This is a genomic window from Pseudanabaena minima str. Chao 2107 (assembly GCF_051131155.1).
GTDB lineage: Bacteria > Cyanobacteriota > Cyanobacteriia > Pseudanabaenales > Pseudanabaenaceae > Pseudanabaena > Pseudanabaena minima.
Map to the genome: position 1 here is coordinate 38,914 of NZ_CP159508.1, position 21,900 is coordinate 60,813.

Annotated in this window: 21 protein-coding genes; 15 read left to right on the plus strand and 6 right to left on the minus strand. The window is 42.6% G+C overall.

Annotation, left to right across the window (positions count from 1 at the left end; all coding sequences use genetic code 11):
- Positions 1 to 35 precede the first annotated feature (35 nt).
- The 3 genes from ABM313_RS00175 (at position 36) to ABM313_RS00185 (ending at position 3,142) form a co-directional block, all read left to right on the plus strand.
- Positions 36 to 437 (plus strand): pentapeptide repeat-containing protein, encoded by a 402-nt coding sequence (locus tag ABM313_RS00175; RefSeq protein ID WP_434685693.1) that lies wholly within the window; start codon positions 36 to 38, stop codon positions 435 to 437.
- 151 nt (positions 438 to 588) lie between these two features.
- Positions 589 to 1,665: a PIN/TRAM domain-containing protein gene (locus ABM313_RS00180; protein ID WP_434685694.1), complete on the plus strand. Its 1,077-nt coding sequence runs from the start codon at positions 589 to 591 to the stop codon at positions 1,663 to 1,665.
- Positions 1,666 to 1,717: 52 nt separating this feature from the next.
- The gene (locus ABM313_RS00185; RefSeq protein ID WP_434685695.1) at positions 1,718 to 3,142 is read left to right on the plus strand and encodes a hypothetical protein; all 1,425 of its coding nucleotides are present in this window, start codon (positions 1,718 to 1,720) and stop codon (positions 3,140 to 3,142) included.
- Between the two features lie 37 nt (positions 3,143 to 3,179).
- Here the strand turns inward: ABM313_RS00185 and ABM313_RS00190 are convergent, their stop codons facing one another.
- Positions 3,180 to 3,647 (minus strand): tetratricopeptide repeat protein, encoded by a 468-nt coding sequence (locus tag ABM313_RS00190; RefSeq protein ID WP_094531081.1) that lies wholly within the window; start codon positions 3,645 to 3,647, stop codon positions 3,180 to 3,182.
- Positions 3,648 to 3,824: 177 nt separating this feature from the next.
- Between ABM313_RS00190 and ABM313_RS00195 the strand changes: the two genes are divergently transcribed.
- Positions 3,825 to 4,163: a rhodanese-like domain-containing protein gene (locus ABM313_RS00195; RefSeq protein WP_434685696.1), complete on the plus strand. Its 339-nt coding sequence runs from the start codon at positions 3,825 to 3,827 to the stop codon at positions 4,161 to 4,163.
- A 51-nt stretch (positions 4,164 to 4,214) separates the two neighbouring features.
- On the opposite strand, the gene ABM313_RS00200 is transcribed toward ABM313_RS00195, so the two are convergent.
- Entirely contained in the window at positions 4,215 to 4,400 is a 186-nt protein-coding gene (locus tag ABM313_RS00200; RefSeq protein WP_434685697.1) for a hypothetical protein, read from the minus strand.
- Between the two features lie 81 nt (positions 4,401 to 4,481).
- Between ABM313_RS00200 and ABM313_RS00205 the strand changes: the two genes are divergently transcribed.
- The 8 genes from ABM313_RS00205 (at position 4,482) to ABM313_RS00240 (ending at position 13,505) form a co-directional block, all read left to right on the plus strand.
- Positions 4,482 to 5,840 (plus strand): anthranilate synthase component I, encoded by a 1,359-nt coding sequence (locus ABM313_RS00205; protein ID WP_434685698.1) that lies wholly within the window; start codon positions 4,482 to 4,484, stop codon positions 5,838 to 5,840.
- A 98-nt stretch (positions 5,841 to 5,938) separates the two neighbouring features.
- Positions 5,939 to 6,664 (plus strand): phosphoribosylaminoimidazolesuccinocarboxamide synthase, encoded by a 726-nt coding sequence (purC, locus tag ABM313_RS00210; RefSeq protein WP_434685699.1) that lies wholly within the window; start codon positions 5,939 to 5,941, stop codon positions 6,662 to 6,664.
- A 249-nt stretch (positions 6,665 to 6,913) separates the two neighbouring features.
- Positions 6,914 to 8,923 carry a BamA/TamA family outer membrane protein gene (locus ABM313_RS00215; protein WP_434685700.1) on the plus strand — a complete coding sequence of 670 codons (2,010 nt, stop codon included), beginning with the start codon at positions 6,914 to 6,916 and terminating at the stop codon, positions 8,921 to 8,923.
- A 2-nt stretch (positions 8,924 to 8,925) separates the two neighbouring features.
- Positions 8,926 to 9,753, plus strand: coding sequence for a UDP-3-O-acyl-N-acetylglucosamine deacetylase (gene lpxC / locus ABM313_RS00220; protein ID WP_434685701.1), 828 nt, complete (start codon positions 8,926 to 8,928; stop codon positions 9,751 to 9,753).
- Positions 9,754 to 9,792: 39 nt separating this feature from the next.
- A complete protein-coding gene (gene fabZ, locus ABM313_RS00225; RefSeq protein WP_434685702.1) occupies positions 9,793 to 10,299 on the plus strand; it encodes a 3-hydroxyacyl-ACP dehydratase FabZ in 507 nt (168 codons plus the stop codon).
- 99 nt (positions 10,300 to 10,398) lie between these two features.
- Entirely contained in the window at positions 10,399 to 11,217 is an 819-nt protein-coding gene (lpxA, locus tag ABM313_RS00230) for an acyl-ACP--UDP-N-acetylglucosamine O-acyltransferase (RefSeq protein WP_434685703.1), read from the plus strand.
- A 583-nt stretch (positions 11,218 to 11,800) separates the two neighbouring features.
- The gene (locus tag ABM313_RS00235) at positions 11,801 to 12,130 is read left to right on the plus strand and encodes a Mo-dependent nitrogenase C-terminal domain-containing protein (protein ID WP_434685704.1); all 330 of its coding nucleotides are present in this window, start codon (positions 11,801 to 11,803) and stop codon (positions 12,128 to 12,130) included.
- 103 nt (positions 12,131 to 12,233) lie between these two features.
- Positions 12,234 to 13,505: a hypothetical protein gene (locus tag ABM313_RS00240; RefSeq protein WP_434685705.1), complete on the plus strand. Its 1,272-nt coding sequence runs from the start codon at positions 12,234 to 12,236 to the stop codon at positions 13,503 to 13,505.
- Positions 13,506 to 13,665: 160 nt separating this feature from the next.
- Here ABM313_RS00240 and ABM313_RS00245 read toward each other — a convergent pair whose 3' ends face one another.
- Positions 13,666 to 14,979 carry an FGGY-family carbohydrate kinase gene (locus ABM313_RS00245; RefSeq protein ID WP_434685706.1) on the minus strand — a complete coding sequence of 438 codons (1,314 nt, stop codon included), beginning with the start codon at positions 14,977 to 14,979 and terminating at the stop codon, positions 13,666 to 13,668.
- A 141-nt stretch (positions 14,980 to 15,120) separates the two neighbouring features.
- Positions 15,121 to 15,522, minus strand: a complete 402-nt coding sequence (locus tag ABM313_RS00250) for a DUF3119 family protein (protein WP_434685707.1) — start codon at positions 15,520 to 15,522, stop codon at positions 15,121 to 15,123.
- A gap of 180 nt (positions 15,523 to 15,702) precedes the next feature.
- Here ABM313_RS00250 and ABM313_RS00255 point away from each other — a divergent pair, with 180 nt between their 5' ends.
- Both ABM313_RS00255 and ABM313_RS00260 read left to right on the plus strand, forming a co-directional pair.
- Complete coding sequence (locus ABM313_RS00255; RefSeq protein ID WP_434685708.1) at positions 15,703 to 15,945, plus strand: hypothetical protein; 243 nt, start codon at positions 15,703 to 15,705, stop codon at positions 15,943 to 15,945.
- A gap of 15 nt (positions 15,946 to 15,960) precedes the next feature.
- On the plus strand, positions 15,961 to 16,632 hold the full coding sequence (locus ABM313_RS00260; protein ID WP_434685709.1) for a HEAT repeat domain-containing protein: 672 nt from the start codon (positions 15,961 to 15,963) through the stop codon (positions 16,630 to 16,632).
- Between the two features lie 69 nt (positions 16,633 to 16,701).
- On the opposite strand, the gene ABM313_RS00265 is transcribed toward ABM313_RS00260, so the two are convergent.
- Positions 16,702 to 17,127: a DUF29 domain-containing protein gene (locus tag ABM313_RS00265; protein WP_434685710.1), complete on the minus strand. Its 426-nt coding sequence runs from the start codon at positions 17,125 to 17,127 to the stop codon at positions 16,702 to 16,704.
- Positions 17,128 to 17,235: 108 nt separating this feature from the next.
- Positions 17,236 to 18,843 (minus strand): iron uptake porin, encoded by a 1,608-nt coding sequence (locus tag ABM313_RS00270; protein ID WP_434685711.1) that lies wholly within the window; start codon positions 18,841 to 18,843, stop codon positions 17,236 to 17,238.
- A 692-nt stretch (positions 18,844 to 19,535) separates the two neighbouring features.
- Here ABM313_RS00270 and ABM313_RS00275 point away from each other — a divergent pair.
- Positions 19,536 to 21,860, plus strand: coding sequence for a ribonuclease R family protein (locus ABM313_RS00275; protein ID WP_434685712.1), 2,325 nt, complete (start codon positions 19,536 to 19,538; stop codon positions 21,858 to 21,860).
- Positions 21,861 to 21,900 lie beyond the last annotated feature (40 nt).

The following is a 21,900-nucleotide window of genomic DNA, read 5'->3' on the forward strand; positions in this document are numbered from 1 at the left end:
ACTGACAGTAGTCTAAACAACTGAGATTTAAACAAATGAAACCTCTAATCAAGTCTTGTGTGATTATTTCAGGACTAATCAGCGCGATCGCGCCAATTAGCTGGACAGAAGTTGCCTTTGCTGATCCCAACCAAGTCCGTCAAGTTTTGCAAACTAGAGAATGCCAAGGTTGCGATCTATCAAGGGCAAAACTAAGTTTTGTAAACCTCAGGGGGGCAAATTTACGCAATGCGAATCTGTTCTCAGCGGATCTTAAACTTGCTGATTTACGCGAGGCGAACTTAATCGGCGCGATCCTTGATAAAGCGGATCTAAGGGGAGCAGATCTTACGGGCGCAGACCTGACCAGTGCATATACGTCAGAAGCTAACTTTTGTGGTGCAATTATGCCCGACGGACAAAAATCAAGCGAAGGCTGTCCTAAAGCACCAAAATAGACAATTCTCTATTGCATTTGTGTAGAATTGTATGCAAAGGATTGAGAAAGTTGGAAAACTATTACCTAAACTCAATTAAAGCTTTAGGCTAGAGATTATTTGAGTTGATCTCACGTCCTTATATTTATTCGTCCAAGCGGAGTTCCGCCCTATGATTGACGCTATTATCATTTTCACATTCATCCTCGCGGGAGCAGGTACTGGCTTTCACGGTATTGATTTTTTACCACCAGAGGCGATCGCTAATCTGAATATCCAAAATTTACGTTGGGTAACTCTTGGAGTAGGATCTGTGGTTGGACTAATTGCAGGCTTGATCGTCCAAAATACCTATCGCCGTATCGAAACGAATATTCGATCAATGCCGCTTGAGACGATTTTGGGTCGTGCTGTTGGATTGGTATTTGGTTTACTGGTAGCTAACTTGATGCTAGCACCATTATTTTTGATCCCTATTCCTGACAACTTTGACTTTATTAAGCCACTCACTGCAATTTTAGTAAGTATTATCTTTGCCTATTCGGGGATGACGCTGTCGGATACTCATGGGCGTGCACTGTTGCGTTTGATTAATCCCAATAATGTTGAAAGTAGTCTCCTTGCTGATGGGACTTTGCGTACTGCATCAGCAAAGGTTTTAGATACTAGTACCGTAATTGATGGACGCATTCAGACTTTAATGGAGACGGGCTTCTTAGAAGGACAATTATTGATCCCCCATTTTGTGATTCAAGAATTGCAGACGATCGCTGATAGCTCCAACGATCAAAAACGGGTACGTGGTCGCCGAGGATTGGATATTCTCAACAATATGCGTGACCAGTTTAGTGATCGCATCACAATTCATTCCGCCGATTATGAAGACTTGCACACTGTTGATGCCAAGTTAGTCCGTTTAGCCCAAGAGCTAAGCTGTACCCTAATCACCAATGATTACAACCTCAACAAAGTTGCCAATTTACAACAGGTTGAAGTTTTAAATATTAACGATCTTGCCCAAGCTTTACGCCCAACCTATTTGCCAGGGGATCTGATCGAAATCAAGGTACTCAAGGAAGGTAAAGAAGCATCGCAAGGCATTGGCTATCTTGAAGATGGCACTATGGTGGTAATTGAGGAAGGTCGTGAGTACCTCGGCAAACAAATTATTGTGATAGTCACTAGTGCTTTACAAACTTCGGCTGGTCGGATGATTTTTGCTCGTCACGAAGCGATCGCCACTGTGTAAGGCAAAAGTAAAAAGTAGAAAGTAAAAATTAATTACCAAGTCACTATCGCCTATGCAAGTTTTGCCCTCTCACTCACAGCGACAATTGGTATCGGGTAAAGTCGGGTGGGGCTGGCGGCAGGCGACTTATCCTATTTCTGCGAATTTTATTTTTGCAGGTTTTTTGATTCTAATGTTGGCGATCGCTCAATTAGTGCGACTAGGTGATGCGAGTATTTTGGTGCTCGTCGGTGTCATATTAATTGTGGGCTTTGTAGTTGGGCTATATACAGCTAAATCTGTAGTTGAAGTATGCCGCCAAAACTCAGATTATTTATTTTCGCAACCTCAGTTAATTGGGATGACAGCCTATTGGTTAGTCTTAATTGCAGGGCTAAGTAACTCTTCGGAAACTTTCGCAAAGTTATTTATCTCAATGTGGTGGATTTTACCTGCTGCTATTTTCACAGGTATGGCTAGCTCTCTAGCTTGGCGATCGGGTAAATCAAAGACAGCATCTGAGAAACAGCTAATCATCGAAGCCGTTAATGCAGACATATTGAATGTAATTACCTATTCTGACCAGACAGTTTTGGTTAGTCCATCGGCTCTTGGTCAGCAGCCAAGACAGTTTAATAGTCTGGTGCTAATTGTGTTGGGCTTTTTCTTTTGGACGATGCTTGACTTCTCCTCAAATTTAAAGGCGATCGCCGCGATTGCTTTGACAACTTCGGGACTGACAGGTTTTTTTACATGGCAAGCCCAGTTGCGATCGCCAGAGAAAGTTTTACATTTGAAGTTTAGTGGCTTATGGGGGATTGGTGCGGAATATGCGATCGATCTACGCCCATTTTCAAGTCTATCGGTAGTTAAATTGCAAGAGGCGAGTGGCGAACTAAGCTGGATGCAGCTATCGGGAAATAACAGTGACATCACCATCCCATTAGCGATGACAATTGTGCCATCTAGCACCAAAGAAGGTACAAATCAAAATGATCAGTTAGGGCAAACCATTCGTGATCAGTTTCATCTTGCGAAACAAGAATCTGAGCGTGACAGTTTAGGGATGGCGAATGTATTACTGCCGCAGGGTGCGGGAATTTTAGCAGGAACCGCATTTATTATGCTGGGGGGATTACTTCTATTTATTTTTCCTTTACCCACAAATCTATCTGCAGAAAGCATGATCTCTTGGCTAGGTGTTTGTCTGGTTAGTCCTGCGATCGCCAGATTTTTCTTGCAACTAGTTGCCCCTAATAGTCTGCAAAGCGATCGGCTTAGCTATATCAAAAATCATTTACAACCTTGGGAAATCGGTACAGCACTTTTACTAATCAGCGCTTTTTTATTCAGACAACCTACACAGAACATCAATTCCTTAGTGACATTCAATCAATCATTGCCCCTATTAACGCTAATTTGTGGCTGGCTCAGCATTAGCATTGGCGTTTGCCTGCTTTCCTTTGTACGACGCACACCTCTTTGGAGTACTAACTAACCAAGCAAAAAACTCGCTTCGCGAGTTTTTTGCTTGGTTAGTTAAGCATCGCTGTACATTCGAGAATTAGTTTTTGGTTGGTGAGGGAATAGGGTTGAATTTCTAAGGCGCGGCGAAAAGTTGCGATCGCCTCGTGATAATTACCGATCGCCGCATAGCACAAACCTAAACCGTGAACTGCTCCAAAATGATAAGGATTCAGGGCGATCGCCTTTTGACAATCTTTGATTGAACGCTTGTAATCTCCTTGCATATAAAACAAAACTGCTCGTCGATTCCATGCTTCCACAAAGTCTGGCTGAGCATGAATTAATTGCGTAAGCATCAGTTCCGCCTGTCTCACATTACCGCTATCAGCCATCATTTGGCTCTGTCGCAAAACTTGTAAGCCCTGCATTCCCTTTTGCATAAACCACATTTCCCAAAGCCCCTGTGTGGCGCGGTCTCGTATCTCCTCATCTTCACTTTTGAGGTCTCTCAACAATTCTTCGATGGGCTGGCTCATTAGTCTAGACAAATAAATTTATAGTACTCAAATAGTTTTTGAAGAACCTTGCTTTGCAAGGTTCTTCAAAAACTATTTGATTTTGTTGCGATGGCAAAGCGCAATAATCTAAAGTTTGAACTAAAAGCGGGACTTGTGTTAGTTTTTTAACTCATACCTAAGAGATATTTTGCACGTATGTCTATCATACAAATTACTGTCCAAGAGCTAGCCGAACGTTTGGCTGGAGATCGTCAAGATTTACAACTGATCGATGTGCGTGAACGTGATGAAGTGGAGATTGCCGCGATCGCTAATTTTACGATCTTGCCTCTCAGTGAATATGGAGAATGGTCTGTAGATTTTAAGGAAAAGTTTGATCCCCATGCGGAAACATTAGTGCTGTGTCATCACGGAATGCGATCAGCCCAAATGTGTCAATGGTTAATTAATCAAGGCTTTACTAACGTCAAAAATATTGGTGGCGGCATTGATGCCTATGCCTATGCGGTTGAACCAAGCATGGCTAAGTACTAAAACCCAATAAAGTAAAGCGCCCGCTACGCGGGCGCTTTACTTTATTGGGTTTTAGTTGGCGGTCAAGAAAGGAATGCTGAAAAATACTGCTAAACCGATCGCTGAGACAATACAGGTAATGATCGTGATAATGATGAACTTACGATCGCTTGCACCGTAGAACCTATTGGGTAGTGAACTAGCCAATACCATTAACCCAATTAAGACGAGAATCCCAATAAATAAGGTGCGATTCATAGGCTTTTGATTCTAAATTATAGAGAGGTGGCGCTTAGCGCCACCTCTCTATAATAAAACCATACCTTACGTAATCTATCTATGACCGATTGGTTGTGGCTTCAGCGATCGCTACCTGCAAACATGACAGGTGCAGATGTATGGCAATCGCTTTATGATGATGAACCGATTACAGTTCTGCTAGAAAGCCCTGCCACTGATACAGTTCCTTCAAAACTAGCAAGATATTCGATCTCCGCAGGGAAACCACAACAATTTTGGACTCCTGAAGTTGGTGAAATTTTGCCATGTTTGGAAAAATTGCGATCACAGATGCAAAATTCTCATTCTGATTTACCTAATCATTTGCCGTTTACAGGGGGATATTTAGGATGGTTAGGCTATGACCTCGCTTGGGAAATTGAACGCTTGCCATATACCAAACCTGACACCTTGCCTTTTCCCGTTGCATTTTGGTATGAGCCATCTAGTTTTGCGGTGATTGATCATCAGACTCAAACGGTATGGCTAGCCGCTAGCGATCGCCTTGAATTAACCGAATTAAGCGATCGCCTTAGCAATTTAGAAAACAAGGGGCTTACCCCCCTTGCTTTTCCTAGTAAAGCTCACATTGCACAAGCTACTCCAACTTATTTGCCAGAGCGACAAGGCTATGAAGCCATGGTGGAAAAAGCGAAACAGCATATCTATGCTGGCGATATTTTTCAGGCAAATCTCTCAATGCGGTTTGGATACCCTTGGGACTCGGATGGGTGGCAACTATACCGCCATTTACAAAAGATTAACCCATCACCCTTTGCAAGTTATTGGCGCACAACTTGGGGAGAAGTAATCAGCGTTTCGCCTGAGCGCCTAGTTAGCTTACGCGATCGCTATGCCGAAACTCGCCCGATCGCAGGTACAAGACCACGAGGCAAAACTGAACAGCAAGATCTCGACTTTGAGCGTGAATTACTTGCCTGCACTAAAGAGCAAGCCGAACATATTATGTTGGTTGATCTAGAGCGCAACGACCTTGGACGAGTTTGTGAATGGGGCAGTGTCAAGGTCGATGAGTTATTAGCAATCGAGCGCTACAGCCACGTTATGCATCTTGTCAGTAATGTGGTGGGTACATTACGTCGCGATTGCACTGTGGTTGATCTTATTCGCGCCACTTTCCCTGGGGGAACAATTACAGGCTGCCCGAAAGTACGCTGTATGGAAATTGTGGAAAAGTTGGAACCACAGCGACGCAGTTTGTTTTATGGCTCCTGTGGCTATATCGATAGACGCGGCAACATGGATCTGAATATTTTAATTCGGACTTTACTCAAGGCTAATGATCATATTTGGGGACAGGTTGGTGCAGGAATAGTCGCTGATAGTATTAGCGATCGGGAATGGCAAGAATCTTTGCAAAAAGCCCAAGCTCAACTAGCCGCACTAGGCTTAGCTTAGCCCCACGAGAGATTTGCAGCGCTTAGCGCTGCAAATCTCTCGTGGGGTTTGCAATCCTATAGAATACTTAAGCACCTACTATCGCTATATATCTATCCATGAGTGGAACCAAGCTCTACGAAGGCAAAGCCAAAATACTGTTTACAACAGATGATCCCAATATTTTGCTATCGCGCTACAAAGATGATGCAACCGCATTCAATGCTCTTAAAAAAGGTACGATCGCTAACAAAGGGGAAATGAACTGCGCGATTACCTCACATATTTTTCAATATCTCGAAGCGCAAGGCATTGCTACCCACTTCATCAAGCAAGTTTCACCCAATGAGATACAGGTTACTGCTGTCAAGATATTGCCGATTGAAGTTGTAGTTCGGAATATTGCCGCAGGGAGTATTTGCAAACGCCTTGGTTTAGCTCAAGGTCAACCGCTCAAAAAGCCCCTAGTTGAATTTTTCTATAAAAATGACGACCTTGGCGATCCTCTAATTACTGATGCTCATGTCGCTATGCTTGATCTTGCTACTCCTGAACAAGTAGCTCAACTCAAACAACTAGCTCTAGATATTAATCACCATCTGCAAATATTTTTTGACCGTTGCAATTTGATTCTCGTTGATTTTAAGGTGGAAATTGGCGTTGATGCTGATGGGCACTTACTACTAGCCGATGAAATTAGTCCCGATACATGCCGTCTCTGGGATAAGGCGATCGCAGACCCCACTGCTCGTATTATGGACAAAGATCGATTTCGCCAAGATCTCGGCAATGTTGCGGAAGCCTATCAAGAGGTGATGAAACGAGTCTTAGCGGCGATCTCTTAAAAGCAATTTTGCGAAAATTTGCAAAAAAGGGCTTCAACGGTAAACTTTTTAATTAAGTATGATTTTCAACATCAGCTATCAACATGACAAAATTTAGTTCTCAGCTAATTACTGCTAGCAATATAGGTGTATTGAAAGTTATAGTTATTTATTACTACCATTCTCAGAAACTTTCTGTTCACATTTGACCGTCAATAGTTTCCTGTTCAGTATTCTGTTTAAATATTCTGTAGGTGTTTGGAAGACTTTATGCGTATAAACTTGCTCGTATTCACAGCCATTGCCGCATCCAGCACGTTACTAACAAGTCCTTTGCTGGCACAGGCTGCTCCTGCAAAGCAAGAGATTGCTCAAGCGCCAACCCCGCAGCCAACTACTCCCCCCACTACAACGGAGGAGCCTCCTACTCAGCCAAGTACACCAACTCCTCCAAATACATCCCCAACCTTTAGCTTACCTTCTACAACTCCTCCCCCAGCAACTACAACTGAAACTCAAGTGCTAGTGGGAGAAGTTGCTATTAAAACTCCAGAAGGTCAGCCTCCTTTACCGCCTGAACTAGAGCAAAGAATTTATGATGCGATCGCGACAAAGCCAGGACGCACAGTAACTCGTACACAACTTCAATCTGATATCAATGCTGTATTTGCGACAGGCTTTTTCTCAAACGTTCAAGCGGAGCCAGAAGATACCGACATTGGTGTGCGCGTAACTTTCTTTGTATTACCCAATCCAGTCCTCAAATCTGTTAATACAGAAGGCACTAAAGTACTAGAAGACGGTGTAATTGATCGTATCTTTGGTTCACAGATTGGTAAAGTCACTAATCTCAAAGATATTCAAACAGGGGTTAAAGAACTTGAAAAATACTACCAAGACAAGGGCTACGTTCTAGCACAAATTGTTGATATCAAAGCCACACCCGAAGGAAATATCAATCTCGTTGTATCTGAAGGCGTGATTGAAGATATCAAGGTTGCCTTTATCAATGAAGATGGCAAAACTGTAGACAATGAAGGCAAGCCTGTTACTGGCACTACTCGTGACTTTATCATTACCCGCGAGTTGACGATTAAAGAAGGTGAAATCTTCAACAAAAATACAGTTCAAGGCGATCTACAAAAAGTCTTTGCGCTTGGGTTATTTGAAGATCTCAACATTGGGCTTGCCCCAGGAACTGATCCGCGTAAAGTAATCGTGACCGTCAATGTCAAAGAGCGCAACACAGGTTCGATCGCCGCAGGTGCAGGTTTAAGCTCATCAACAGGTTTATTTGGTACGGTTAGTTTTCAACAACAAAACCTTGGTGGCAACAACCAAAAGCTCGGTTTAGACATTCAAGTTGGTGAACGCGAATTACTATTTGATCTAAACTTCACCGATCCTTGGCTAGCAGGTGACCCCTATCGCACTTCATTTACTGCCAATATTTTTAACCGTAGTTTGTTTAGCTATATTTTTGACACCCCAATTGGGATTGGACCTGACAATGTTAGCCCTCGCATCAACCGACTTGGTACGGGTTTCAGTTTTTCTAGGCCTTTGGGCAATGCCACCACAGCCTCACTGGGACTACGTTACGAACGAGTTAGTATTACCAATAGCAACAACAACGTCATCTCTCCTACCGATTCTCTAGGCAATCCTCTTTCTGCTAGTGGTGTTGGACAAGATGATTTACTACTATTGCAATTTGCCTATGCTACCGATCAACGAGATAACCCAATTAAGCCATCCTCTGGTTCTGTATTTCGGATTGCTTCGGAGCAATCGATTCCGATTGGGTTAGGTTCAGTTTTCTTAAATCGTGTTCGTGCTAGCTACAGCTACTTTATCCCTGTTAATTTCTTAAACTTCTCCGAAGGTACGCAGGCTCTTGCATTTAACATTCAAGCAGGGACTGTAATTGGTACTTTGCCACCCTACGAAGCATTTCAATTAGGTGGTAGCAACTCAGTTCGTGGTTGGGATGAAGGCAAAATTGGTAGCGGTCGTAGTTTTGGTATCTTCTCGGCAGAATATCGCTTTCCTGTATTTAATATCGTAGGCGGCGTATTGTTCTTTGATTATGGTACTGATCTAGGCTCAGCTTCGGCAGTACCAGGTAATCCCGCAGGAGCGCGAAATAAACCAGGTAATGGAGCTGGTTATGGCATTGGTGTACGGGTACAGTCGCCTTTAGGTTCTATCAGAGTGGACTATGGCATCGGTTCAAATGGCGGTACACAGTTTAGCTTTGGTCTAGGAGAAAAATTCTAGTCATGCTCTACCAACAGACGATCGCTGCCCCATTTGCTTTATCGGGGATTGGATTGCATAGTGGTGAGAAAGTTTCTGTGACTGTCAGTCCTGCGCCCATTAATTCAGGTCGCTATTTTATCTATGGTGAAGCAAAGATACCTGCGGATACAACTGTAGTTTCGGCTTCGCAGCTATCGACGGAGTTACGCCAAAATGGCACAGGTGTTCGCACGGTCGAGCATTTGCTGTCAGCTTTGTTTGGTATGGGTATACATAATGCCTGTATTGAGCTTGATCGTCCCGAATTGCCTATCCTTGATGGGTCGGCGTTACCTTGGGTGGAAGCGATCGCTAAAGTTGGTATTGATACACAAGTACAAGGAGATCGCCTAATCCCTCTATCTGAATCAGTTACAGTATCCAAAGGTGACAGCTTTGTCACGGCGATACCTGCGTATACTTTGCGCTTCACCTATGGCATTGAATACCCAACTCAGGCTATTGGTGAGCAATGGTTTAGCTGGTCACCTGCGATCGCTAACTTCAGCGAAAGATTTGCTAGTGAAATAGCACCCGCAAGAACTTTTACGCTTGCAGCATATATTGATCAAGCGCGTTCGGCAGGGTTAATCAAGGGCGGAAGCCTAGAAAATGCGCTGGTTTGCGATGCTGAGAAGTGGATCAATCCACCTCTACGTTTTGCCGACGAACCATGTCGTCATAAACTTTTAGATCTTATTGGTGACCTAAGCTTGCTAGGATTCTTACCGAGAGCGCATATTCTTGCCTACAAAGCTAGCCATAATCTTCATGCTGAATTTGCGATCGCCTTAGCTCAAAAGCTATAGCCTCACAATTCATTTTCCTCCTATGCAAAATTAGTTAATATGTCAACTTTGACCGAAGAACCCACCATAAATAGTGCTGACCTCAATACTGATAGTACCGACAACGTCACTAGTCAGGTTTTAATGATCGAAGATATTCAGAAATTGTTGCCTCACCGCTACCCATTTCTGCTAGTTGATCGCATTATTGATTTTGTGCCAAATAAATCTGCCACAGGAATTAAAAATGTCACTTTTAATGAACCATTCTTTCAAGGTCATTTTCCTGAAAGACCGATCATGCCTGGTGTACTAATTGTCGAGGCGATGGCGCAAGTAGGTGGTATCGTCCTAAGACATTTACCAGGGATGGAAAATCAACTCTCATTATTTGCTGGTATCGATAAAGTTCGATTCCGCCGTCCTGTAGTTCCTGGCGATCGCTTAACTATTACTACCGAGCTATTAGTTGCACGCAAGCGCTTTGGTAAGATGCATGGACGTGCAGAAGTGGATGGTCAATTAGCCTGCGAAGGCGAATTGATGTTTTCATTAGTTAATCTTTAAATCTTTTAACTCTAGTTTCAAATTTTAATTTGTTATCTGGCGATCCAAGCGATCGCAAATCAAGCGATCTAACTTAGTATCAAGCGAGCCAAACTTTTTATGCCTGTGTCTCATGCGCCTGTGTCTGAATTTATTCACCCGACAGCCATAGTGCATCCTGATGCCCAACTCCATCCGACTGTCAAAGTTGGAGCTTATGCTGTCATCGGTGAACAGGTGAAAATTGGCGCTCATACTGTCATTGGGCATCACGCCATTGTCGAAGGGAGAACCGAAATCGGCGATCGCAACCAAATTTATCCAGGAGCCGCGATCGGTTTGGATTCTCAAGACTTAAAATATTCGGGTGCTGACAGTCTCGTCCATATCGGTAATGACAACCGCATTCGTGAATATGTCACAATTAATCGCGCCAATGAAGCTGATGAAGTTACCTATGTTGGCAACGGTAATTTACTGATGGCCTATGTCCATGTGGGGCATAATTGCGAAATCGAAGATCGCGTAATTATTGCTAATGGCGTAGCTCTAGCAGGACATGTACATATTGAGTCTCATGCCAGAATCAGCGGAGTACTAGGTGTACACCAGTTTGTGCGAATTGGGCGATTATCCATGGTGGGTGGTATGAGTCGGATCGAGCGAGATGTGCCTCCTTACACCCTAGTTGAGGGTAATCCTTCACGGGTAAGAACCTTAAATCGAGTTGGGATTGATCGAGCTGGACTAGATGTAGAAACCCAACAAGCTTTGAAGTCAGCGTTTCGACTGTTATATCACCAAGATTTAACCCTTGTTGAAGCTCTTGAGAAACTAGTTACTCTTGTTGATAACCCTCATGTTCAGCATTTGCGCCAATTTTTACAAGATTCGATCACTATTTCTCAACGACGTGGACCAATTCCCAGTCGCGTCTAATCCCAAAAGTCCAAATAGTCATGGCGGCGCAAAGCGCCTCTATGACTATTTGAGCCTTTAATTTGTTCTAACTACAGCTGTCGCGTTAGGACATAAAACCAAAATAGTGTGAGTCGGCGCTTCGCGCCGACTCACACTATTTTGGTTTTGATTTGTCTTGATACAGGTGGCTATAGCTATATCGAAATACTTTAACTTAAGCATTACTGCATAAAGTTATACCAAAGCACAAAATGGCGGAGCCATTTTGTGCTTTTAAAACCCTTGTTGGGTTTGATTTTCAATTCACAAAAGTGTCGCCACACTTTTGTGAATTGGTATTAAGTTGTACAAAAAAGAAGAGTCAGAAAGAATTTCTGACTCTTCTTTTTTGAGGTTATAGCGATCGTCTATACAGACAAGTGGGTACGATCTAAATTATCAAGGTCATAGAAAAAGCTCTATTCGTTCTGTTTGGAACGCCTATCTCATACATAAGAATGAATAATGTATTTTCTATCCTCTATTTAAGACAATTATGTTACGATTAGTAACGTAAATGCTTTAAATCTACATACTCTGTTGTAAAGAGCGTTTGGTGAATATGTCAAGTATTAATAGCTCAGGATTTGGCGGGGAAAACTCATATATCGGCAGACCTCAATCCAAAACAACTTTCGATCTGCTTCAACCTTTACGTAAGACCATCGATAACTTTGAAATCCACAAGTCTAAAACAGCCCATCGCATTGCTAAACTAATTCCTGCTCAATGTCCCTTTGAGCGCACCATTAAATTCTTTGGTCACACCCTCATTCACATTCCACCACTTTGTAAACTCAACCCTGTATACGATGAACTTGTAGGGCTTCGATTCCGCGCCCTTTGCTTTTTAGCTGATCGCTGTGGCGAAGACATTAGTGCTTATTGTTAAGCTAATTAAAAGGTTGCTTTGCAACCTTTTAATTTTATATGCGAAAAATAAATGATGTAAGCTAAGCTTGCATCATTTATTTTTTGTGCTTAGGAATTTGCATATGCAAAAAAAAATGCAGTGGCTATGGCGATCGCTAGTCGCCATTTTGGTCTCTGGCTTGATCGTTGTTACCTTGATCGCCTTACAGCCGAGTAATGCAGCGATCGCGCCATTACCTGACCCGTATCTCACCACAGGAAAGCTTGCTGAAGGCGAAAAGGTCTTTAATGAGTATTTAAAAAATAATTCTCAGGATGACAAAGCTCGCTTTGGGTTGGGTGTAATCCAATTTATGAGTGGTACTGAACGTTTAATGCAGTCGCTTTATCGTTATGGAATGATTCAAAACCCTGTAAGTGGATCGATTCCTTTTTTCCGCTTGCCAGTACCTCAAAACCCCAAACCACAAACTTTAACTTACGACGGACTCCAGCAGGTTTTTCAGAATTGGATTGATGATCTTGCTACTGTACGGACTACCCTCGAACCAATTAAAGATCAAAATCTTAAACTTGCCCTTCGCTTAGGCTTAATTCGTTTAGATTTTGATGGCAATGGCAAAGCCGATGACAAGGAAATGCTATGGCAGATTTTTAATTCTGTGACTGGTGCGAACGTTACCGAAAAAGATGCCCAACAGTTTTTAATCGCTTTTGATCGTGCTGATGCTTTGTGGTTACAGGGCTATACCCATGTCTTAGGAGCAATTAGTGAATTTTTACGCGCCTATGATAGCCGTGAGTTATTTGCTGCTTGCGCTCACTTATTTTTCCAAGATGTAGATACGCCCCATAAATTTTTGCTCTCGACGCGCAGAAAATCTCCTGAAGACTATAGTTCCAGTTTTTTTGAGGTTCTCGATTTGGTTTCAGCGGTTCATCTTGCCAAGTTCCCTTTAGCGGAACCGCAAAGGATGACGACTATTCTCAATCATATGAAATCAGTAATTAGTCTTAGCCGTGAGTCATGGAAGTCTATTTTGGCAGAAACGGATAGCGATCGCGAATGGATTCCCAATCCTAAGCAGACTTCTGCAATTCCTCAAGTTCGGGTTACGGAGGAAATGGTGAAATCTTGGCTAGCCGCTCTTGATGAAATCACCGCAATTCTTGACGGCAAGAAGAATTTACCTTTCTGGCGTGATGAGAATCTCAGCATTGATTTTGCCAGAATTTTTACAGAGCCACGCACTTTTGATTTGGGATCTTGGGTACAAGGAACAGCCGCTACTCCCTATTTAGAAAAAGGAAAGGTTACCGATATGAACGTTTGGAATACGATGGTTAGTGCTTTTGGTAGTAATTTATTTGGATTTGTCGTTTGGTTTAATTGATAATCCCTACTATCGCGATTATCAGTCTAGTTAATTACGGGTTTGTGTCCCCGCCGAAGGCGGGGACACAAACCCGTACCTCGCTTGCTTGAAAAGCGCTATATGACAATGAAAGTTTTGCTCAAACCCAAATACATGAAGGTGGCACTTCGAGCCACCTTCATGTATTTGGGTTTGGGTTGTAAGTTCTACTTGCGGCGTACAATGCAGCCCCATAGGCTGCTTCTGTTTGTTGAGACTGTTGCATCGAGATCTGTAAATGGCGATCGCGTATTTTTGTCCACACTATATTTTTTGCCCCACCCCCTGCGGTGTAAATTTGCTGAATCGGCGAAGCACCTAATTCTTGCAAAAGTTGATAGCCCTTTGTCTCAATTCTTGCCATACTTTCGAGCAATCCATGCAAAAACTCAACGGGATCATCAGGACGTGGTTCTAGTCTTGGCGCAAGATGAGGATCATTAATCGGAAACCGATCGCCTATTTGGGTTAGAGGATAGTAATCCAATGAACTAGCCATATGTGGATCAATGTGATCGCTAAACTCTTGCAACTCTGAATCTGTAAAAAATTGTCGCAATACAGCACAACCGACATTGGAAGCCCCACCCACTAGCCATAAACACCCCAATTCTGGATGCTCAAACCGATGGCTATAAATCCCGTAACGTGGATCATTAATAGGGCGATCGCTTAAAACTTTTAGCACCATCGTTGAACCGAGAGAGGTCACTGCTGTACCAATTGTAGGTGTCGCAGTGCCAACACTAGCTAAAAAAGCGGCATTACTATCAGTTGTTCCCGCACCAATCGCACAATCTAAAGGCAAATTTAATTTTAAGGCGATCGTCTCCTCAATCTTGCCTACAGTTTTACTTGGCGCAAAAACCTCAGGCAAAACTACCGCAGGATTATTGAGTAACCATGACTGTAACCAATCTGGATATTGCAGAAGCAGGGGATCATATCCTAACTTGAGTGAATTGTGATAATCACTCACGCCCAATTTGCCATGAAGTAAATAACCCAGCCAATCAGCTTGATGTAGAAAATAAAGCGATCGCGCATAGCTTGTAAATGAAGCTCGAATCTCAGCATCGACAAGGAATGAAATTAATTTAGCAAAACTTGAAGTTGCACTACAAACTGAGTGTTTTGGTGGTGCGATGTTTTTTACTTGATCTACAACTTCAGACTTACAGGTATCGCTATAGATCATTGGTGGCGAGAGCGCCTTACCAGTGCGATCACAAATCAAAATAGTTGCCGAAGTGCCATCAATAACTATTTTTCTGGTATTTTGCCTAATTTCTTGAGGTAAACCTGTAATTACTTCATAAAGCGCTAATTGCCATGTTTTGCAGTCACGAATGTCATATTCAAATCGAAAGACTGCTGCAATCTCGTTACTTGTATTAATGGCGATTGCCCTCACGCCTGAAGTCCCAAAATCAATACCTAAAAAGTAATTCATGCTGATTGCCAATACAGCATTTTATGCTGACTTAAAACCCAGAAATATTTTTAAAAGTGTTGCTAAGCGCCGCTTTTAAAAATATTTCTGTACTACTTTATTAATTAGTAGCAGGGTGGATAATGTCCACCCTGCTACTTACTACTTTTTCAGGGGAATATTTTTTTCTAAACAAGTTTTCAGCATTTTTGGATCAAATAAAACTGGTAAGAAATGAATACTTTTTACTTCTTTAAAATAGAACAAAATTGGAAAAGAAAACCAAAATACCTTCCAATCTTGCCACTCTTGATAAGGGAAAGTGCGAAACTTTTCTTGCGATCGATAAACATCTAAATCTGTCGCGGTAAATACTAACCGAATCGTCGCTGCTTGATAAACTAAAAACAATCCAAAAATTGCAACTACACCCGCAGCAATTGGTTGAACCCAAATAAGTGGTATTCCTGCCAACACAAGTACAACAGGTATTGCATAGTTTGGATTTAGTTCTGTAGCCTGCGATGCAATATTTGGATCAACAAAAGGATTTGAAGTAGTCATAATGATTTAAATGATTGATTTATACCTATAGATATACATTTAATTCTAGGTCTATGGCTTCTTTATTGAAGTGATAGGATAAATATTATTGAGCTAATTATGCTCTTTAGTTGGTTTATTCTTAACTAATTACGCTTTTAGCACATCTGGTAATTTCTATATTAAGCTTAGGAAATGTCTATGAACTTATCCTCAACAGCGAATGACTTGGATCTCCCTTTACACCAAGCTGCCAAAGATCCTAAAGTCTGGAGTCATCTCAAACAAGCGATCGCTACCAGTTCAGGATTTGATAAGTGGCAGCGATCTCGAAATGGTGATCCCAAGGGCGATCCCAAAGATGTTTTAGTAGTACAAGAAAGCGTTCTTGATGATCTCGTGCGTAGCTACTTACGTGAGACACTAGAAACGTTAGCGTATTAATTGCGAGATTTTCTTGTGAGCGAAACATCAGAAACTCAGTTTGAAACCTTAAGAGAGCAACTAGCTATAGATGATATGGGTATTCGGATGAAAGCCCTTCATGCTAGTCGCTCTCTTCCCATTTCTGAGAGATTTACTTTACTCTCGATCGCGGCGATCGACTCATATGCACGTATTCGTTATGATGCTGTTAGTCAAATTGGTACAGTCGGCACGGTTGATTTAGAAAAATCCTTAGCAATTTTAAGTGATCGCTTATCACTCGATCCTGAAATTGATGTGCGTGCCGCCGCCGCCGCTTCGCTTGGTTCTCTACAACTTACCCAAGCCTTTGATTTACTAAAAAAATCTTACGAGTCCACTAACGATTGGATGTTTCAATTTAGTATTGTGGCTGCGATCGGTGAGCTAGGCAATCCTCAAGGCTTTGATTTACTAGCTGAAGCTTTGCAAAGTCCCAATGAGCTAGTTAAAATTGCAGCGATCGGCTCCCTCGGTGATTTAGGCAATCCCGCCTCGGTGGCACTTCTGTTGCCCCTTGTCGAAGATCCCGATTGGCAAATCCGACATCGAGTCGCCCAGTCTCTGTCCCAGCTTGGCGGATCTGAAGCCAGAGCAGCTCTAGAAAAACTTGTCAACGATCCAATGCCCCAAGTCTCTGAAGCAACGCGATCGTTTCTCGCATGATGTGCAGTTAAAACAAAGGGGAGTTGCAGTGCGAAGCACTGCAACTCCCCTTTGTTTTTTAAATTGGCATTAGCCTAAATTAATTGGACGTTCCAATACATCCTCAATAGAGTAAGGACAATCGACTGGAAATTCTAAATCTGTTTCTTTTTGTGCATTTAAACTAGCTACCACATAAGTTTCGTCTAACCACTCATCGGTCAGATAACGCTTTAGGCTGGGACTATCTTTTAAATAACGAATGATATGAAGTCGTTCTCGTTGAATAGTTATCTGCCAACTCTTTAAGCTAATCTGGGGCTGATAGTCCCACTTAAGCAAATGGTTCACAATCAAACGTAGGCTGCTTAGTAAGCGATCGCGTTCTCGCTTTGACAAATCGCGTACCTCTTCTACCAAATTATCGATATCCAACTCGGCGAACCGACCCGCCGACAATAAATCAGCTATCTGTTCTGCCCAGAGTCCATAATCCTGCTCATATAGTACAGTCATTGTCACAACTCCAACAAAGGCGCATCACACTTAACTATATATTATTTTTTAAAATCAAAAAGGAGAGGCGCTCTGCGCCTCTCCTTTTTAACTAGATAACACTAAGTCTTAGAACGAGAAAGTGGTACGGATTACACCAACAGTCGCAGTACCGTTAGCATTGGCACTGTTTTGGTTGAATACAAAGAATACACCAGGAGTAATGCTGATATTCTTAGAAACACGGAAGCGATAGAAAGCTTCCAAGTGATAAGGAGTATCAGGACTACCTTGTGCAAGACCACCAATACTGGTTCTCAATAGGGGCTGACCGAAGGAAACAGCAGCAAGATCGCCTTCAGTAAACAAATCCTTAGCGGATAAAGATGCTAACCAGCTAGTGAAGGTGGTCGAAGAATTTATACCAGTTGCATCAGCAAAAGACCAAGATCCCCAAGTATTAAAAGTAAACTTCTTGGTGATGTCCCAAACTAAGCTACCAACAACAGTGTTGCTCTTAATACCAGTAACACCAGCAGCTCCACCCAAAGAGTCAACGTTTAAGCCAGCACTTAAAGTGTTGCCAACTGTGTAAGCATTGGCATAGCCAATACCGAGAGTCAATGCGTCAGATGGTTTGAAAACCAACTGAGCAGCAAGCTTAGTATCGTTACCAGTTACACCGCCTTGACCAGTGGGAGTACCTGCATTAGCAGCACTGTACATTAGTTCAAGAGCAGCTTGATTGTTAAACTTAAAGGCCAAACCTGCAATTGCTAAACCACTATCACGACCACTAGAAGCGATGCGGATCAAAGGATTAAAACGACCAAAGCGAGAGATTGTACCTTGGCTGTCACTTTCGAGAGGATTCAAAGGACTGATAACATCTTCTGGAGCGCCAATAGGTGCAATGTAAGCTGTGATGTTGTCACCAATAGGGAATTTGTAGTATAAGCGACCGATATTAAACGAATTGTTAGTATTGGTGTCAAAAGATAGACGGCTGCCATTCCAAGAGTTAACACCATTGTTTAGTGCTGTACCAATGTTGGGATTATTAGCTGCTTCCAGACGGGTTCTTAACAAGTCCTTACCAGTGAAGCTAGTGTCTAGGTTAAGACGAACACGATAGCTGAAGGTAGTATTGGTCTTGTCAAAAGGAGCGCCACCACCATCAGAAGCAGCAGCAAGAGCCATGATTGCTTCGCCACGTAGCTTGGTAGTTGTCGAGAATTGCTGAGCTTCGAGCTTAGCAGTCTTAGCATCGAGAGCATCAACACGACCACGAAGAGTTGCTAGCTCAGCAGCAAATTCTTCTTGTAGCTTTTGCAAAGTTGCGAGGTCTTCTTTGCTGACCTTATCAGCTAAACCTGCGGAGATAATTTCGTTGATCTTGTCTAAGCAAGCATTCAAACCAGCAGCAAATTCGTAACGGCTGGTTGCTTGTCTACCACGGAAAGTGCTGTCAGGGTAGCCAGCGATACAACCGTAGCGCTCTACCAAGGACTGCAGTGCAGTGAAAGCCCAGTCAGTAGGGCGGACATCACTGAGTTGAGATACTGAAGTTACATTTTGAGCAACTGCACTAGGACGAACCAAGCTGTCAGTAGTTACGGAGCGGATTACTTCAGAATCTTGAGAAGCTTGAGCATTAGCAGCACCGCTAATCAAAGCAGATGCAGCAACAGCGGCGGAGATTACAACGCTGTAGTTTTTCTTAGAAAACTTAGACATTTTGGTTACTATTCCTCACAACATAACAGCATTAAATATCTGTGTGTCAATAATGTAGCAATAATAGCAGCACAAAGTTAAGTGTTGCTCAATACATTGGCTATGTTAATTATGTATTTATGCTCATCAGATATAGAGCAATTGCAACAAACCTAAAAACTAAACTTGTAAAATACTTAGAGATGATGCACTAAGAAATCTAAAGTAGAATTTCTAAATTAAAGTTCAGATACAAAATATTTGCTGGAGCAATTGGGCTAAAATAGGATCAGTAGGGGAACACTATACAAGCTAACTTTGCAAATTCGTAAGTTGCTTAAGCCCTATAAGCATGGAAAAAAGCTAGAGCTAAACTCCCTACAGAAATAACTAAAGTTTCTTAGGGGAATGCTATTCGGGATAAATATATATGCGTTTCGATCCATATTCACTATCCTGTATTGAGTCTGTAGTACCATCACAGAGCTATCAAGATCGTCTCTAAGAAGATAGATTAACTTCCACAGTTTCGTTTTGATAAGTCGAATCTATCGAAGTTATTTGTCTGTGCTAATCGTCGAAATCTTGACTGTCGTTGATTTGTGATGTTGATGTTTGCTTCTAGTTTGTGTTTGTAAGTAGCTCTCTACTTTGCTGTTACCCCTCGTTTGCTCTAATTTGCTCACCTTAAACAATCGCTCGACCTTCGCCTCATGGAATTCTCGATTAATCAACTGTTAGACAATTTCTCTGATGACAAGCTAGTTACGCCCAAAGCGATCGAAAAAAAACTTGGGATCGGTGATGACAGCAAAAGCGTTCGCCGACTCCAAGTTGCCCTTGATGCGCTTGAAAAAATCGGTATTCTTGAAAAAGACAAAGGACGATACCGCCGTATCCACGAAGAAGGTCTGGTAGAGGGTCGTTTGCGTTGTTCAAGTAAAGGTTTTTGCTTTGCGATCCAGGATGTTGAGGGTGCTGAAGACATCTATGTGCGTGAAAGCCGTTTAAGTAATGCTTGGAATGGCGATCGCGTGTTAGTGCGTGTGACTAAAGATGGAGTTAGGCGGCGATCTCCTGAGGGTGAAGTACGTTTGATCCTTGAGCGATCAAATCCAACTTTGCTTTCGACCGTGAAATTCACTGATGATAGTTATCGAGCTGTACCACTAGACGATCGCCTATTATTTGAAGTGGAGCTAGTACCAGATGAGGAAACTCCCGATCTCAGTGTCGCAAATGGCAAATTAGTACATCTAGAAATGGTGAGATTTTCCTTGGGGAATCACTTGCCTTTGGGACGCATTTTGCAGATTTTAGGCGATGATGCCGAATCGACAAATGATATTGATCTGGTATGTTGCAAGCATAATTTGCCCAGAAGATTTAGTGCCAAGGCTTTGACTGCTGCGGCGAGTTTGCCTAGGGGTGTGCGAAAAGCTGACCTTAAACATCGTCTTGATCTACGCAAGACCCTAACTGTCAGAATTGGTAATGCCTCAGCAATTTCGATCACAGAGGTGGACACTGGATGGGAATTGGGTGTCCATATTCCTGATGTGGCGACCTATGTGACGGCAGGTTCACCTTTGGATTTGGAAGCTCAGAAGCGTCTACGGTCATTTTTCTTGGGTGACACCATTTTGCCGATGTTACCTGAGATGAATGTATTTAATCAGCCCGAATATCTCACAATGTCGGTGTTGATTAAATTGGATCATGAGGGAAATATGCTTTCTTTTGAGATTCAGCCTTCAGCAGTATTGGTTCGGGCAAACTTGAGTTACCAGAGAGCGCAACAAATTCTTGATGGGAAAGTAGCGGTTGATGAGGATGCGCCTAGTCAAGAAATTGATACAGAAGTAGAAGAGTTAGTCCATCTAATTGCCAAGGTAGGAACTTTACTGCAAGGGCAGTCCAATGCTATTAGACTGGTATTGCCACAGGTTCCTTCTCAAGAGGCGGATGAGGGAGTACGTGGCTTGACGGTAGTTCCCTTAACTTTGCAGATCTCTGGCAAGGTTATAGAAGTAATGATCTTGGCAAATAAAGCGATCGCTTCGCATCTACAATCTCTATCAATCCCAAGCATTTATTTGCGACAGATTCCTCCAGATCAAGGTAAGGTTGATGACTGGACAAAGCTATTAGAGAGCATGGGGATTTCGGCGCAATTAGAAACACCTGAGCAGATTCAAATTGCTGATTTACATCGGATTTTGGCGCAGGTAAATCAGCTTGAACAGGACGCAACTCGCGATATTCTCAAATATCTACTGATGTCTATGTTTAAGACTAATGAGTATGTACTTGCGCCGTCACTCCACTTTGGATTGGGATTAATTGATCAGCCCTACGTGCATGGCGTATTTCCGCAAAATCATTATGGCGATTTACTGATCCAACGCATTTTACATACTGTATTTGAAGAAGGCCGAGATCGCCGTAGCATCAGAATTAAAGATGGCATAAATCTTCGCAGTTCTAGCGCTCATGGTCAGGTCAATTGGAGCGTTTTACCACCTGAAACGGAACGGCAATTAATTGAAGATTTGGAGGCAATTGTACCAAAGCTCAATCAAGCCGATGCTTTGTACCACCGTTCAATTTCTGATCTTGATGGATTGCGTAAAGCAGAATTTATGCGATCGCATACAGGCGGTAACTTCTACGGTATCATCACCAGTGTTCAGTCCTATGGCTTCTTTGTGGAGATCGAATCTCTATTGGTTGAAGGACTAGTGCATGTTAGTTCCCTTAAGGATGACTGGTATGAGTTCCCATTGATTAATGGGAAGGGTCGAGCAAGAGCTTCAACTTTGTTGGTTGGTCGTCGTAGTGGTCGCCAATATTGTTTAGGAGATCGTGTAGAGGTACAGGTCAAGGGGGTTGATTATTATCGCCAACAAATTGACTTAGTTGCCGTAGTGAATTCTGAAAGCGATCGTGACTTGTCTAACTCCGAATCAGGAACTAGGGCAGAATCAGAGGAAGCTTTAGAGCTTTCTGACGATCTCGATGCAGAAAACTTAGAATGATCTCCTAAATAATTCTCTTAGGCTGAAGTATTTCTCTACT

Coding starts and splice junctions, on each gene's coding strand:
- ABM313_RS00235 (WP_434685704.1), top strand. CDS start 11,801: ATGTCAAGTATTAATAGCTCAGGATTTGGCGGGGAAAACTCATATATC.
- ABM313_RS00205 (WP_434685698.1), top strand. CDS start 4,482: ATGACCGATTGGTTGTGGCTTCAGCGATCGCTACCTGCAAACATGACA.
- ABM313_RS00265 (WP_434685710.1), bottom strand. CDS start 17,127: ATGACTGTACTATATGAGCAGGATTATGGACTCTGGGCAGAACAGATA.
- ABM313_RS00275 (WP_434685712.1), top strand. CDS start 19,536: ATGGAATTCTCGATTAATCAACTGTTAGACAATTTCTCTGATGACAAG.
- ABM313_RS00180 (WP_434685694.1), top strand. CDS start 589: ATGATTGACGCTATTATCATTTTCACATTCATCCTCGCGGGAGCAGGT.
- lpxA (WP_434685703.1), top strand. CDS start 10,399: ATGCCTGTGTCTCATGCGCCTGTGTCTGAATTTATTCACCCGACAGCC.
- ABM313_RS00190 (WP_094531081.1), bottom strand. CDS start 3,647: ATGAGCCAGCCCATCGAAGAATTGTTGAGAGACCTCAAAAGTGAAGAT.
- purC (WP_434685699.1), top strand. CDS start 5,939: ATGAGTGGAACCAAGCTCTACGAAGGCAAAGCCAAAATACTGTTTACA.
- lpxC (WP_434685701.1), top strand. CDS start 8,926: ATGCTCTACCAACAGACGATCGCTGCCCCATTTGCTTTATCGGGGATT.
- ABM313_RS00270 (WP_434685711.1), bottom strand. CDS start 18,843: ATGTCTAAGTTTTCTAAGAAAAACTACAGCGTTGTAATCTCCGCCGCT.
- fabZ (WP_434685702.1), top strand. CDS start 9,793: ATGTCAACTTTGACCGAAGAACCCACCATAAATAGTGCTGACCTCAAT.
- ABM313_RS00215 (WP_434685700.1), top strand. CDS start 6,914: ATGCGTATAAACTTGCTCGTATTCACAGCCATTGCCGCATCCAGCACG.
- ABM313_RS00245 (WP_434685706.1), bottom strand. CDS start 14,979: ATGAATTACTTTTTAGGTATTGATTTTGGGACTTCAGGCGTGAGGGCA.
- ABM313_RS00195 (WP_434685696.1), top strand. CDS start 3,825: ATGTCTATCATACAAATTACTGTCCAAGAGCTAGCCGAACGTTTGGCT.
- ABM313_RS00200 (WP_434685697.1), bottom strand. CDS start 4,400: ATGAATCGCACCTTATTTATTGGGATTCTCGTCTTAATTGGGTTAATG.
- ABM313_RS00255 (WP_434685708.1), top strand. CDS start 15,703: ATGAACTTATCCTCAACAGCGAATGACTTGGATCTCCCTTTACACCAA.
- ABM313_RS00185 (WP_434685695.1), top strand. CDS start 1,718: ATGCAAGTTTTGCCCTCTCACTCACAGCGACAATTGGTATCGGGTAAA.
- ABM313_RS00175 (WP_434685693.1), top strand. CDS start 36: ATGAAACCTCTAATCAAGTCTTGTGTGATTATTTCAGGACTAATCAGC.
- ABM313_RS00240 (WP_434685705.1), top strand. CDS start 12,234: ATGCAAAAAAAAATGCAGTGGCTATGGCGATCGCTAGTCGCCATTTTG.
- ABM313_RS00250 (WP_434685707.1), bottom strand. CDS start 15,522: ATGACTACTTCAAATCCTTTTGTTGATCCAAATATTGCATCGCAGGCT.